The sequence below is a fragment of the Tenacibaculum sp. MAR_2010_89 genome (assembly GCF_900105985.1).
Taxonomy (GTDB): domain Bacteria; phylum Bacteroidota; class Bacteroidia; order Flavobacteriales; family Flavobacteriaceae; genus Polaribacter; species Polaribacter halocynthiae.
Map to the genome: position 1 here is coordinate 399,048 of NZ_FNUB01000004.1, position 14,428 is coordinate 413,475.

Sequence of the window (14,428 nt, forward strand, 5' to 3'; positions counted from 1 at the left end):
GGATTCGAATTAAAAATAAATGTCTTACGTAAGACTGATATGAAAAAATGATTTGTCTCAGGGTTAAAACCCTGAGACATTTCACTGTGATTATTCTTCTAACTTAACGTCTAATCCTAAACCTTTAAGTTCATGCATTAATACGTTAAATGATTCAGGTAAACCTGGTTCTGGCATAGTTTCACCTTTAACAATACTTTCGTATGTTTTAGCTCTTCCTAATACATCATCAGACTTCACGGTTAAGATTTCACGTAAGATACTTGATGCTCCATATGCTTCAAGTGCCCAAACTTCCATCTCTCCAAAACGCTGACCTCCAAACTGAGCCTTACCTCCTAATGGTTGTTGTGTAATTAATGAATAAGGTCCAATAGAACGCGCGTGCATTTTATCTTCAATCATGTGACCTAACTTAATCATATAAATTATTCCAACTGTTGCTGGTTGATCAAAACGTTTTCCTGTTCCACCATCATATAAGTATGTATGACCGTAACGAGGGATTCCTGCTTCATCTGTTAAAGCATTAATTTCGTTAATATTTGCCCCATCAAAAATTGGTGTTGCATATTTTTGGTCTAATTTTTCACCTGCCCAACCAAGAACAGTTTCATAAATTTGACCAATATTCATACGCGATGGTACCCCTAATGGATTAAGAACTATATCTACAGGTGTTCCGTCTTCTAAGAAAGGCATATCTTCTTGACGCACGATACGCGCAACAATACCTTTATTTCCGTGACGTCCTGCCATTTTATCACCAACTTTTAATTTACGTTTTTTAGCTACATAAATTTTAGCAAGCTTTAAAATACCAGCAGGTAATTCATCTCCTACAGAAATTGTAAACTTTTTACGACGTAATACACCTTGTAAATCGTTTACTTTAATTTTATAGTTGTGAACTAATTCAACAACTAAATTATTTAAATCTTTATCAGTAGTCCAAGTTCCGTGTAAGTGAGTAAAATCTCCAACTGAATTTAACATTTTTTGAGTAAATTTCTTACCTTTTGGTAATACTTCTTCACCTAAATCGTTATAAACACCTTGAGAGGTTTTCCCAGTTATTAAGTTAAATAACTTGTCTATTAATATATCTTTTAAACCTTCAAACTTTGATACGTAAGATGCTTCTAAAGTAGCTATTGCTTCTTTATCTCTAGCACGCTTATTTTTATCTTTTACTGCACGTTTGAATAATTTTTTATTTATTACAACTCCTCTTAATGAAGGTGAAGCTTTTAATGATGCATCTTTTACATCACCTGCTTTGTCTCCAAAAATAGCACGTAATAATTTTTCTTCTGGTGTTGGGTCAGATTCTCCTTTTGGTGTTATCTTTCCTATTAAGATATCTCCAGGATTAACTTCTGCTCCAATACGAATCATTCCGTTTTCGTCTAAGTCTTTAGTAGCCTCTTCAGAAACATTAGGAATATCATTAGTTAACTCTTCAGCTCCTAATTTTGTATCACGAACATCTAAAGAATATTCATCAATATGAATAGAAGTAAAAATATCTTCACGAACAACTTTTTCAGAAATTACAATCGCATCCTCAAAGTTATACCCTTTCCAAGGCATGAAGGCTACTTTCATATTTCGTCCTAAAGCTAATTCACCTTTTTGAGTTGCATAACCTTCACAAAGAACTTGACCTTCTTCAACTCTATCTCCAACTTTAACAATTGGTTTTAGGTTAATGTTTGTTCCTTGATTTGTTTTTCTAAACTTAATTAAGTTATATGATTTCTCATCAGAATCAAAGCTTACTGTACGCTCATCCTCAGTTCTATCATACTTAATTGTAATTCTATTTGCATCTACGTATTGAACTGTACCTGCTCCTTCTGCATTTATTAAAATACGAGAATCTTTAGCTACTCTACGCTCTAAACCTGTACCTACAATTGGAGATTGTGGACGTAATAATGGAACTGCTTGACGCATCATATTCGATCCCATTAATGCACGGTTGGCATCATCATGTTCTAAGAACGGAATTAATGATGCAGATATAGATGCAATTTGATTAGGTGCAACATCCATATAGTTAATTGCATCTGGAGTTTCAACTGGAAAATCTCCTTCTTCACGAGCAATAACTCTTTCAGATTCAATTGCTCCTTCACTAGAAACAGGAAGATTAGATTGTGCAATCTTCATTCCTTCTTCTTCTTCAGCACTTAAATATATAGGTTCATTATCTTCTACAACACCATTATCAACTTTCTTATAAGGTGTTTCTATAAAACCAAGGTTATTAACCTTTGCAAATACAGCTAATGAAGAAATTAACCCAATATTTGGTCCCTCTGGTGTTTCAATAGGACATAAACGACCATAATGAGTATAGTGAACATCACGAACCTCAAAACCTGCTCTTTCTCTTGATAAACCTCCAGGTCCTAAAGCCGATAAACGACGCTTATGTGTAATCTCAGCTAATGGATTTGTTTGATCCATAAATTGAGATAACTGGTTAGTTCCAAAGAAAGAATTAATTACTGAAGATAATGTTTTAGCATTAATCAAATCAATTGGTGTAAATACCTCGTTATCACGGACGTTCATACGCTCACGAATAGTACGTGCCATACGAGCTAAACCTACTCCAAATTGACCAGCTAATTGTTCTCCTACTGTTCTAACACGACGGTTAGATAAGTGATCAATATCATCTACTTCTGCTTTTGAATTTATTAATTCAATTAAGTATTTGATAATTGTAATTATATCTGTTTTAGTTAATACTTTTTGGTCTATTGCTTCGTTAAGACCAAGTTTGGTATTCATTCTAAAACGTCCTACTTCTCCTAAACTATAACGTTGTTCAGAGAAAAACAATTTATCTATAATACCTCTTGCTGTTTCCTCATCTGGCGGTTCTGCATTACGTAATTGTCTATAAATATGTTCTACTGCTTCTTTTTCAGAATTCGTAGGATCTTTTTGTAATGTATTATGAATGATGGCGTAATCTGCAAGCAAATTATCTTCTTTATGTAATAAGATAGTTTTTGCTCCAGCTTCAATTATTTCATCAATATGTTCTTTCTCTAAAATTGTATCACGGTCAAAAACTATTTCATTACGCTCAATAGATACTACCTCTCCAGTATCTTCATCAACAAAATCTTCATGCCAAGTTTTTAATACTCTTGCCGCTAATTTTCGCCCTAATACTTTTTTTAATCCAGCTTTTGAAACTTTTATTTCTTCAGCTAAATCAAAAATTTCTAAAATATCTTTATCTCTTTCAAAACCTATGGCTCTGAATAATGTCGTTACTGGTAATTTTTTCTTTCTATCAATATAAGCATACATCACTTGATTGATATCGGTTGCAAATTCAATCCAAGAACCTTTAAATGGAATAACTCTTGCAGAGTATAATTTAGTTCCATTAGCATGGAAAGATTGACCGAAGAATACACCTGGTGAACGGTGTAATTGTGATACCACAACACGTTCTGCTCCGTTTATAATAAACGTTCCAGAATTTGTCATATAAGGTATTGTACCTAAATAAACATCTTGAACAATAGTTTCAAAATCTTCATGTTCAGGATCAGTACAATATAACTTTAAACGTGCTTTTAAAGGTACACTATGTGTTAAACCACGCTCTATACATTCTTGAATGCTATACCTAGGCGGGTCAACAAAATAGTCTAAAAATTCTAATACAAATTGATTACGGGTATCAGTAATCGGAAAGTTGTCCATGAAAGTTTTATATAAACCTTCATTACCTCGCTGTTCTGCTTTAGTTTGCAGTTGGAAAAAGTCTTGAAAAGATTTTACCTGAATATCAAGAAAATCAGGATAATCTGCTCCTAATTTTGATGATGCGAAGTTAATTCTTTCAGTAGTGTTTATCGTTGCCAAAAGAGATACTATTTTTAAATTAAAAATATATTTTTTGAAACTTATTGTTTCAATAATGCAATTTTTATTGCAACAACCGACTGTTAATCAGTTTATTATTATCGTATAATCACAAATTAAACTTATGTGATAAGATAAAGAACGAATATATACACAAAATGGTTTAGGACTAAAAACATAAGTTTCTAGTACCTAAACCTTTATTGTTTATCCCGTTTAATAACCGGGAAAGATATTACTTAAGCTCTACTTCAGCTCCAGCTTCTTCTAAAGACTTTTTAAGACCTTCAGCCTCATCTTTAGATACACCTTCTTTTACTGCTGCTGGTGCGCTATCAACGATACCTTTAGCTTCTTTTAATCCTAAACCAGTTAATTCTTTAACTAATTTAACAACTGCTAATTTAGAACCTCCTGCTGCTTTTAAGATAACATCAAATTCAGTTTGCTCTTCAGCTGCCTCACCTGCTCCTCCAGCTGGTCCTGCTACTGCTACTGCTGCTGCAGCTGGCTCAATACCATGCTCTTCTTTTAAAATATCAGCTAATTCATTAACTTCTTTTACTGTTAAGTTAACTAATTGTTCTGCGAAATCTTTTAAATCTGCCATTTTAATTGTTTTTAAAAATTTTATTATTTTAGTTTATTAGTGCGCGTAATTATTTTTCAGATAACGTTGTAAGAATACCTGAAAGTTTGTTACCACCTGATTGTAATGCTGAAACAACATTTTTAGCAGGCGATTGTAATAATGAGATAATATCTCCAATAAGTTCTTCTCTAGATTTGATGTTTACAAGAGCGTCTAATTGGTCATCACCAACATAAACTGCTTCTTCAACATATGCACCTTTTAATAAAGGCTTATCTGATTTTTTTCTGAACTCTTTGATAACCTTAGCTGGAGCATTAGATGCTTCAGAAATTAACATTGAAGTATTACCTTTTAATACATCTTGTAACTCAGCAAATTCTTTATCAGAAGCTTCCATTGCTTTTGAAAGCAATGTATTCTTAACAACAGATAACTGTACATTCGCTTTAAAACAAGCTCTACGTAAGTTTGATGTAGTAACAGCATCTAATCCAGATATATCTGCTAAATAAATGGTATTAGTATCTGCTAATTGTGCTGTTAAATCTTCTATTACTTGTGATTTTTCCTCTCTAGTCATGATTAAAAAGTTTTAACTGCCTTATGATAAAGATTTTTCATCAATAGCAACACTAGGACTCATAGTTGAAGACATAAAGATACTTTTTATGTACTCTCCTTTTGCTGCTGTTGGCTTTAATTTAATAAGTGTTTGCAATAACTCGTTTGCATTTTCTTCAATCTTTTTAGCATCAAAAGATACTTTCCCGATTGCAGCATGTACGATACCAGTTTTATCAACTTTAAAGTCAATTTTACCAGCTTTTACTTCTGTTACTGCTTTTGATACATCCATTGTTACTGTACCAGTTTTAGGGTTAGGCATTAAACCTCTTGGTCCTAAAATACGACCTAAAGGACCTAATTTACCCATAACACTAGGCATAGTGATTATTACATCAACGTCTGTCCATCCTCCTTTAATTTTTTGAAGGTATTCATCTAATCCAACATAATCTGCACCAGCTGCTGTAGCTTCTGCTTCTTTATCTGGAGTAACTAATGCTAAAACTTTTACATCTTTACCTGTTCCGTGTGGTAATGTTACAACACCACGAACCATTTGATTAGCTTTACGAGGATCTACTCCTAAACGTACTGCTAAATCTACAGATGCATCAAATTTTACATTTGTAATGTCTTTTACTAAAGCTGATGCTTCTGTTAAGTTATAAACTTTAGAGCTATCTAATTTAGCGTGAGCCTCTTTTTGTTTTTTAGTCAATCTTGCCATTTTCTAAATCTCTTTTAAGTTTATGCAGGAGCATCGCCCGTTACTGTTAATCCCATAGAACGAGCTGTTCCAGCGATCATTCTCATTGCAGATTCAACTTCAAAGGCATTCATATCAACCATTTTGTCTTCTGCAATTCCTCGAATTTGATCCCAAGAAACTTTTGCTACTTTTTTCCTATTAGGTTCACCTGAACCTTTCTTAATTTTGGCCGCTTCTAATAATTGTACTGCAGCTGGTGGTGTTTTTACTACAAATTCAAATGATTTGTCAGTATAAACAGTAATAACAACAGGTAATACTTTACCTTGTTTGTCCTGTGTACGTGCATTAAACTGCTTACAGAACTCCATGATGTTAACACCGGCAGCACCTAAAGCGGGTCCAACTGGTGGCGACGGATTCGCTGCACCTCCCCTTACTTGTAGTTTTACTAATTTACTTACTTCTTTTGCCATTGTTTAAGATTTAACGATTTGTTTAAAAGTGGAAGCTAAAAACAAATCAAAATATAGGTTGTAACAATTATATTTTCTCTACTTGCATGTAATTCAATTCTAATGGTGTTTTTCTTCCGAAAATCTTAACCATTACCTCAAGCTTACGCTTTTCTTCATTTACATTTTCAACTGTACCATCAAATCCATTAAAAGGACCATCAATTACTTTTACAGTTTCTCCTACGTTATATGGTATTGCAATATTTTCATCCTTTACAGATAACTCATCTACTTTACCTAACATTCTATTTACCTCTGATTTTCTCATAGGCACAGGATCTCCTCCTTTAGTTTCACCTAAAAAACCAATAACTCCAGTTACTGATTTTATTATGTGTGGTACTTCTCCAGCTAAGTTAGCCTCAACCATTATGTACCCTGGAAAATAAACTCTTTCACGGTTTATTTTTTTTCCATTTCTTACTTGAATAACTTTTTCTGTCGGAACAATTACTTGACTTACAAAATCAGATAAACCATGACGTGCTATTTCAGTTTCGATATAAGTTTTCACTTTATTCTCTTGACCACCAATAGCTCTAACAACATACCACTTCATCACTGACTCAGCCATTATTAAAACCTTTTAAAGAAGTTATCTAACCCTGTTTGAAAAACCCAATCAATTCCTGCTACAGCTAATGCAAAAACTATAGTAAATGCAGCTACAACTACCGTTGACTTTTGAGCCTCTTCTCTAGATACCCAAGTCATATTAGTATTTAATTCTTCAAAAGAATCTTTAATGTATTGTATAAAGTTATTCATGATTTTATCCTTTTAACGAGTTACAGAAAAACCTGTAACTCGTTTTAGTTTTGCACGGATTGAGGGACTCGAACCCCCGACACCTGGTTTTGGAGACCAGTGCTCTACCAACTGAGCTAAACCCGTATTTCATTTTAAAAGGAGCCTCTCTTTTTAAAGAGACTCCTTATTTTATATATTTAAGACCTTAAAATTAGTCTAAAATTTCAGTTACCTGACCAGCACCAACTGTTCTACCTCCTTCACGGATAGCGAACTGTAAACCTAAGTTTAATGCAATTGGTTGGATTAAATCAACAGTAATTGTTAAGTTATCTCCTGGCATTACCATTTCAACTCCATCAGGTAAGTTAATGTTTCCAGTAACATCAGTAGTACGTACATAAAACTGAGGACGGTAGTTGTTATGGAATGGAGTATGACGTCCACCTTCTTCTTTCTTTAAGATATACACCTCAGCTTTGAACTTAGCGTGTGGAGTTACAGAACCTGGCTTACAGATTACCATTCCTCTTTTAATATCTTCTTTAGCTATACCTCTTAATAAGATACCAGCGTTATCTCCAGCCTCACCTCTATCTAAGATTTGACGGAACATTTCAATACCTGTTACAGTAGAAGTTAATTTCTCTTCTCCCATACCAATAATCTCAACAGCGTCACCAGAATTGATGATACCAGTTTCAATACGACCAGTAGCAACAGTACCACGACCTGTAATTGAGAATACATCTTCAATTGGCATTAAGAAATCTTTTTCAGTATCTCTTGGTGGCTCTTCAATCCAAGTATCTACAGATTCCATTAATTCTAAAACTGTATTAACCCATTTTTCTTCACCATTTAAAGCTCCTAAAGCAGAACCTGAAACTACAGGACCATTATCTCCATCATATTCATAGAAAGATAATAATTCTCTTACTTCCATTTCTACTAACTCTAATAACTCCTCATCATCAACCATGTCAACTTTGTTTAAGAAAACAACGATACGTGGAATACCTACCTGACGACCTAATAAGATGTGTTCACGAGTTTGTGGCATTGGACCATCAGTAGCAGCAACTACTAAGATAGCTCCATCCATTTGTGCAGCACCAGTTACCATGTTCTTTACATAATCGGCGTGACCTGGACAATCAACGTGAGCATAGTGACGATTAGCTGTTTGATACTCTACGTGAGAAGAGTTAATTGTAATACCTCTCTCTTTCTCCTCTGGAGCATTATCTATTTGATCAAAAGCTCTTGCTTCTGAATATCCTGCATCTGCTAAAACCTTAGTAATTGCAGCAGTTAAAGTAGTTTTACCGTGATCTACGTGACCAATAGTACCTACGTTTAAGTGCGGTTTCGAACGATCATAAGTTCCTTTTGCCATGATTATTAATTTTTATTCTTAGTTAAATATATTTAGTGTTACTTTAAAACCTATTTTAAAATACTCTAAAAGAGCCAGCGACGGGATTTGAACCCGTGACCTCATCCCTACCAAGGATGCGCTCTACCAACTGAGCTACACCGGCTTGGAAATTAGAGCGAGAGACCGGGTTCGAACCGGCGACATTCAGCTTGGAAGGCTGACGCTCTACCAACTGAGCTACTCTCGCGGATTTTAAAACCTTTCATTGACGATTAAAAATTGAAGCTTAATATATCAATTAATCAGTTTTAAAAAGTGGGGAGAGCAGGATTCGAACCTGCGAAGTCGTAAGACAACGGAGTTACAGTCCGTCCCATTTGGCCGCTCTGGAATCTCCCCATTTTAATTGTACTATGTTAATGAACTTTAATTGAGCCGATGGAGGGACTCGAACCCACGACCTGCTGATTACAAATCAGCTGCTCTAGCCAGCTGAGCTACATCGGCTTTTTATTGCAAAAAACAATCCGCTATTTCTAACGGACTGCAAATGTATAAAGTAATTTTGATTTTCTAAAACTTTTTTTGAAAATTTTTTCATTTTTATAGCACTAAAAAATCTTTATCCTTTTCTTTTGATTTTTTTAACTGCCTTTTTAACGACTCAATCGCAACACTAATACCCTCTTCAAAGGTTTTATATTGTTTTTTTAAACATCAACTCACTTCCTGGTATATTAACTTTTACTTCAGTAATTTTATTTTCCTTCTCACTTGTTTTTTGCACTTTTAAAAACACCTCTGCATCAACAATCTTATCATGAAACTTTTCTAAGCCCCCTATTTTCCTCTCTATATAGTCAATTAATTTCTTGTCGGCGGTGAAGTTAACAGATTGTGTAAATACCTTCATAATCTTTCAATTTTTAATCAGCTCCTCTAGGGTGAGCCATGTTAAACACTTTTTTCATTTCTTCCAAGCTATTATGCGTATAAACTTGGGTAGAGGCTAAACTTGAATGCCCTAGTAATTCTTTAACCGAATTCAGCGATGCACCATTATTTAATAAATGCGTAGCAAAGGCGTGCCTTAACACATGCGGACTCTTTTTTCCTTTTGTAGACACCCTACTAAAGTACGAATTTATTATTCTATAAACAAGTGTTTCATATATTTTACCTCCCTTTTTCGTCATCAATAAATAACCACCATCATCTGTTAACGACAGTTCTTTTTTCTTAATCAAATAACTATCAATAGTTTCCACTACAAATGGCAATAAAACAACTAATCTTTCTTTATTTCTCTTACCTAAAACTTTTATAGTATTATTAACATAATCGATATTTTTTTCTTCAAGACTAATCAATTCCGCCCTCCTTATACCTGTTGAATATAACAACTCAACAACTAACCTATCTCTTAATCCTTCGAAATCATCTTTCTCTTTTATTAAATTTATTGCATTATTTATTTCCAACTCCGTAAAAGGTGAATTGATTTTTTTTCTGAACCTTTAATGATTTATGTTTTGCTAATGGATTTATATCAATTTCTTCTATTTTTTGCAGAAAATTATAAAATGACTTTAATGAACTCACCTTCCGATTAACACTTCTATTCGAAACACCTCCATTCACCAAATCTACAATCCAATTTCTTATTTCACGATAGTGAATACTCGTTAAATCATCTTCTTCATAATTCTCTATACAAAACTCCTTAAACGCTATCAAATCGTTTTCGTAAGCCATTATGGTATGTTTAGAATATTTCTTTTCAAACTCTAAATACTCCAAAAACGATGTTACTAGCATAAATAAATGTATATCCTCAAATTTAACCAATGTTTACCACAAACAAAAGTCCCGTATTAAAATAATACGGGACTTTATTTATTTAAGGATTTTTTTATCCTATTTCTTCTTGTGTTCTTAACTGCTGAACATAAGATGCTTTTATTTTTCGAGCTCTATTAGCTACTGAAGGTTTTGTAAACTGCTTCCTATTACGTAACTCTCGCATTGTTTTAGTATTGCTAAATTTACGTTTGTAACGTTTTAACGCTCTATCAATATTCTCTCCTTCTTTTACTGGAATGATTAACATATAATTGCACCTCCCTTCATGTCTGTCTCTAAATTTTATTTTTAGGACTGCAAAAATAAAAACAAATTTTGAAATACAATTATCTTTTGTGAATTATTTTCAAACTATTCATCATCAACACTTTCTTCACTAGAATTACTTATAAAAAACTATTATAATTTTGAAAATACAGTACCTACTAGGTTGCTGGTCTATATTCTTTTTTATCGATAATCATTTTTGCAATAATCTCTTTTAAAATCTCAGAAGTACCACCTCCTATTGGACCTAAACGACTATCTCTTAAAAGTCTTGCCATTGGATAATCCTCCATATAACCATACCCTCCTAATAACTGTAAAGCATCGTATATAACCTCATCAGCCATCTTTGTAGAAAGTAACTTACTCATACTTGCTTCTTTCACTACATATTGGCCATCATTTAATCGCTTTGTGATTGAGTAATTATACTCTTTACACATATCAACTTTACTTGCCATTTCAGCAACTTTATGCCTCAATGCTTGAAATTCATTTAAATGTTTACCAAATGCCTGTCTTTCATTCATATATTGCAATGCATAATCTACAGCATATTCAGATCTGGCATGCGCATTTATACCCATAATCAAACGTTCTAAAGCAAAATGTTGCATAATATAAGAAAAACCAGAACCTTCTTCTCCCATTAAGTTTTCTTTAGGAACAATAACATTATCAAATGCTATTTCAGCGGTATCAGATGCTCTCCATCCTAATTTATCTAGTTTAACAGCTGAAACTCCCTGTACATTTCTATCTACAACAAAAATACTCATCCCTTTATGTTTTGCTTCAGGGTTTGTTTTTGCCGCAACTACTAAATAATCAGAGTAAACACCATTTGTTATAAATGTTTTTGATCCATTAATCACAAAATTATCTCCATCTTTTATTGCTGTTGTACGCATTCCTGCAACATCACTTCCTCCAAAAGGTTCAGAAATACATAAGCACCCTATTTTATCACCTTCAATACTTGGTGTTAAATATTCTTTTTTAATTCTATCATCTCCTTCTTTATTAAGATGCGTCATGGCTAAATATGCATGAGCCCACATGTTTGCAGCAAAACCTCCAGAATTAATTTTCTGTAATTCTTCTAAAAAGATTACCGTATAAAAAAGATCTAAACCTAATCCACCATATTCTTCAGGCTGGTTTAAACCAAAGTAGCCCATTTCCCCAAACTTTTTCCAAATAAAACGTTCAACAGTCCCATCCTTTTCCCATTTATCTATATGAGGAACAACTTCTTTTTGTAAAAAGTCCTTAAAACTTTGACGAAAAGATTCGTGCTCTTCAGTAAAGTACATACTATTCATTGATTTTATAATTAGTTGTTGTTTATTTCGCTTCCAAATATAAGACTATTCTAGCGTATTTTTTTAATGGGAAACCGCTAATATTTTTCAATTCAGCAATGTTTTGAATTTCGGCAACTTCCTCCTTATAATCAAATATTTTTTTACAAAGTATATAATCTATATACGGATTTCTTAAAACCTCTTTAAATGTAGCTGTATTTACATTCACTTTTAATATTTTCGGCTTATGTAGTATTTTAAAAGTACTCCTTAGTTTTCTTACAACATTGTCCTTAATTCCAGAAACTTCGTTTAATTGTGACACAAAAGTAAACCCTTGTATTCTACTTCTATAATTTAATAATTTTTGAGCTAACTCTTGATCCCCCACACAATTCACCACATCTCTTAATGTGACCTTATTTATATCAATACTTGAGAACCTAATAACCTCTTCAAATTCTTTTTGCTTCGCACTAGATCTGCTTATATTTTCAGCGTCATTTCTTTTTTTCAGATTTCTCTTAGTTACCCAATCAGGAAATTTAAAATAAGGCGCTATTTTAAAAAATAAACTATCCGATATTTTTGTTACTTGTTGAAATTCCTTTTTTGAATTTATAAATCTTCCTCTTTTTCTAAACTCATGTAATCTATCTATTTCATCTATAGACATTCCTAATTTACTCCCTTTGTAGTCAGAAATATAATTAGGATTAAACCGATATAACTTAGGTCCTTTCTTTTTAAGTTTATCTTCCCTTAGGCTATCTATTTCTTTAAAAAAAACTGCTAATTCATTTTTATCTAAATCTTCAGTTTCTTCTTCATGAAAATTTACAAATACATATATAGCTTGCAACAGGACAATAAGAATTATTAAAAAGAAAATCCCATTTCTTTGGCTTTTAGTATACCAGAAATGGGATTTGAATAACTTCATTTTATATGGAATATTTTAAGCTTTCATAACTCCGATAGCTTTCAAATACTTAGATAACTCTTCACGAACTTTAGGGAACAAGAAGCATAATCCTATCACATTTGGAACTGCCATTGCAAATATCATTGCATCAGAAAAATCAGTAACAGCACCTAAACTCGCAGCTGAACCTATAATTACAAATAAACAAAATAAGATTTTATATGCATAATCAGACGCTTTTGAACGACCAAATAAGAACATCCATCCTTGTAACCCATAGTATGACCAAGACAACATAGTTGAAAAAGCAAATAACACAACTGCTATTGTTAAAATATAAGGAAACCATGGTAATACAGAAGCAAAGGCCTTAGAAGTAGCTAAAACTCCATCAGGTGATTTTACTCCATATGTCATTATATCACCATTTCCGTTTGTAATAATAATTACTAATGCTGTCATTGTACAAACCACCACAGTATCAATAAAAGGCTCTAATAGAGCAACCAACCCTTCAGATGCAGGATATTTTGTTTTTACTGCTGAATGTGCAATCGCAGCTGAACCTACTCCAGCTTCATTTGAAAATGCAGCTCTTTGAAAACCAATAATTAGCACTCCAAGTAAACCACCTGAAATACCTTTAGCATTAAATGCTCCATCAAAAATTTGACCGAAAGCATCTCCTATTTTAGAAAAATTAGCAACTAAAATTATAACTGCTGCTAAAAAATATATTCCTACCATAAAAGGTACAATCTTCTCAGTAATATTTCCAATTCTTTTAATTCCTCCGATAATTACTACAGCTACTAAAACTGCCATAATAATACCAAAAATTAAGGCTGTAGATAAATCGTTAGATCCAATCATACTTCCAAATTGTTGAGCTGCTTGATTAGCCTGGAACATATTTCCACCACCAAACGAACCACCAACAACCATAACTGCAAATACCACAGCTAACACTTTACCTAATCCACTTTTACCAACATCAGCTAAACCTTTTTTAAGGTAATACATTGGCCCTCCATAAATAGTTCCATCTTCACCTACATCACGGTACTTAACACCTAAAGTACACTCTACAAACTTTGACGACATTCCTAATAAACCAGCAACAATCATCCAAAAAGTAGCTCCAGGACCTCCTAATGATAAAGCTACTGCAACCCCTGCAATATTACCTAAACCAACAGTTCCTGACAAAGCAGCTGTTAACGCTTGAAAATGGGTCACCTCACCTTCATTGCCTTCAACTCTAATAGTTTCAATAGCATCACCTCCTGGAGTTGGGTCTCCTGCCATAACACCAGAAGTAGCGTGATCAACATCATCATACTTCCCTCTTACTATATTAATTGATGTAGGAAATAATCGAATATTTACAAACTTGAATATAATCGTAAAAATTAAACCCGCAGAAAGTAACATAATAATAACCAAAGGCATTTCAACTCCTCCACCTAGTTTTACTGGATAAAAAACAATGCTTCCCCAAGCATCTGCAACAGGTTTAAAACCTTCATTTATCTTTTCTGCTAGTCCTTTCTCTTGTGCAAAAGTTAACATTGGCATTATTAACATTAATAATGCTAGAAGTTTTTTCTTCATAATATAAATTATAAGTTAGTTTTTTTGAATTA

Annotated in this window: 14 protein-coding genes, 5 tRNA genes and 1 pseudogene; all 20 read right to left on the minus strand. The window is 33.2% G+C overall.

Annotation, left to right across the window (positions count from 1 at the left end; genetic code table 11):
• Nucleotides 1-90 precede the first annotated feature (90 nt).
• Nucleotides 91-3,900: a DNA-directed RNA polymerase subunit beta gene (rpoB, locus tag BLV71_RS02665; RefSeq protein ID WP_093869046.1), complete on the minus strand. Its 3,810-nt coding sequence runs from the start codon at nucleotides 3,898-3,900 to the stop codon at nucleotides 91-93.
• A gap of 235 nt (nucleotides 3,901-4,135) precedes the next feature.
• Nucleotides 4,136-4,510: a 50S ribosomal protein L7/L12 gene (gene rplL, locus BLV71_RS02670; protein ID WP_093869047.1), complete on the minus strand. Its 375-nt coding sequence runs from the start codon at nucleotides 4,508-4,510 to the stop codon at nucleotides 4,136-4,138.
• Nucleotides 4,511-4,559: 49 nt separating this feature from the next.
• A complete protein-coding gene (gene rplJ / locus BLV71_RS02675; RefSeq protein WP_093869048.1) occupies nucleotides 4,560-5,075 on the minus strand; it encodes a 50S ribosomal protein L10 in 516 nt (171 codons plus the stop codon).
• Between the two features lie 21 nt (nucleotides 5,076-5,096).
• Nucleotides 5,097-5,789 (minus strand): 50S ribosomal protein L1, encoded by a 693-nt coding sequence (gene rplA / locus BLV71_RS02680; protein ID WP_093869049.1) that lies wholly within the window; start codon nucleotides 5,787-5,789, stop codon nucleotides 5,097-5,099.
• A 20-nt stretch (nucleotides 5,790-5,809) separates the two neighbouring features.
• Nucleotides 5,810-6,247 (minus strand): 50S ribosomal protein L11, encoded by a 438-nt coding sequence (gene rplK, locus BLV71_RS02685; protein WP_093869050.1) that lies wholly within the window; start codon nucleotides 6,245-6,247, stop codon nucleotides 5,810-5,812.
• 67 nt (nucleotides 6,248-6,314) lie between these two features.
• Entirely contained in the window at nucleotides 6,315-6,863 is a 549-nt protein-coding gene (gene nusG, locus BLV71_RS02690; protein ID WP_093869051.1) for a transcription termination/antitermination protein NusG, read from the minus strand.
• A gap of 2 nt (nucleotides 6,864-6,865) precedes the next feature.
• The gene (gene secE, locus BLV71_RS02695) at nucleotides 6,866-7,057 is read right to left on the minus strand and encodes a preprotein translocase subunit SecE (protein ID WP_093869052.1); all 192 of its coding nucleotides are present in this window, start codon (nucleotides 7,055-7,057) and stop codon (nucleotides 6,866-6,868) included.
• Nucleotides 7,058-7,110: 53 nt separating this feature from the next.
• Nucleotides 7,111-7,183 (minus strand) — tRNA-Trp (locus BLV71_RS02700).
• 67 nt (nucleotides 7,184-7,250) lie between these two features.
• Complete coding sequence (gene tuf / locus BLV71_RS02705; RefSeq protein ID WP_093869053.1) at nucleotides 7,251-8,438, minus strand: elongation factor Tu; 1,188 nt, start codon at nucleotides 8,436-8,438, stop codon at nucleotides 7,251-7,253.
• Nucleotides 8,439-8,510: 72 nt separating this feature from the next.
• Nucleotides 8,511-8,583, minus strand: a tRNA-Thr gene (locus BLV71_RS02710).
• Nucleotides 8,584-8,594: 11 nt separating this feature from the next.
• A tRNA-Gly gene (locus BLV71_RS02715) sits at nucleotides 8,595-8,667 on the minus strand.
• Between the two features lie 69 nt (nucleotides 8,668-8,736).
• Nucleotides 8,737-8,819: transfer RNA gene (locus tag BLV71_RS02720), tRNA-Tyr, on the minus strand.
• A 34-nt stretch (nucleotides 8,820-8,853) separates the two neighbouring features.
• A tRNA-Thr gene (locus BLV71_RS02725) sits at nucleotides 8,854-8,927 on the minus strand.
• A 96-nt stretch (nucleotides 8,928-9,023) separates the two neighbouring features.
• Nucleotides 9,024-9,333, minus strand: a pseudogene (gene hpf / locus BLV71_RS02730) (ribosome hibernation-promoting factor, HPF/YfiA family).
• A 13-nt stretch (nucleotides 9,334-9,346) separates the two neighbouring features.
• Nucleotides 9,347-9,901, minus strand: a complete 555-nt coding sequence (locus BLV71_RS18975; protein ID WP_369813892.1) for a tyrosine-type recombinase/integrase — start codon at nucleotides 9,899-9,901, stop codon at nucleotides 9,347-9,349.
• A complete protein-coding gene (locus BLV71_RS18980) occupies nucleotides 9,888-10,238 on the minus strand; it encodes a site-specific integrase (protein WP_369813893.1) in 351 nt (116 codons plus the stop codon). The genes BLV71_RS18975 and BLV71_RS18980 overlap by 14 nt, the downstream gene beginning before the upstream one ends.
• 94 nt (nucleotides 10,239-10,332) lie before the next feature.
• A complete protein-coding gene (gene rpsU, locus BLV71_RS02740) occupies nucleotides 10,333-10,530 on the minus strand; it encodes a 30S ribosomal protein S21 (RefSeq protein WP_093869054.1) in 198 nt (65 codons plus the stop codon).
• A 178-nt stretch (nucleotides 10,531-10,708) separates the two neighbouring features.
• Nucleotides 10,709-11,875 (minus strand): acyl-CoA dehydrogenase family protein, encoded by a 1,167-nt coding sequence (locus BLV71_RS02745; protein WP_093869055.1) that lies wholly within the window; start codon nucleotides 11,873-11,875, stop codon nucleotides 10,709-10,711.
• Between the two features lie 22 nt (nucleotides 11,876-11,897).
• A complete protein-coding gene (locus BLV71_RS02750) occupies nucleotides 11,898-12,800 on the minus strand; it encodes a ComEA family DNA-binding protein (RefSeq protein WP_093869056.1) in 903 nt (300 codons plus the stop codon).
• A gap of 15 nt (nucleotides 12,801-12,815) precedes the next feature.
• The gene (locus BLV71_RS02755; RefSeq protein ID WP_093869057.1) at nucleotides 12,816-14,396 is read right to left on the minus strand and encodes an alanine/glycine:cation symporter family protein; all 1,581 of its coding nucleotides are present in this window, start codon (nucleotides 14,394-14,396) and stop codon (nucleotides 12,816-12,818) included.
• Nucleotides 14,397-14,428 lie beyond the last annotated feature (32 nt).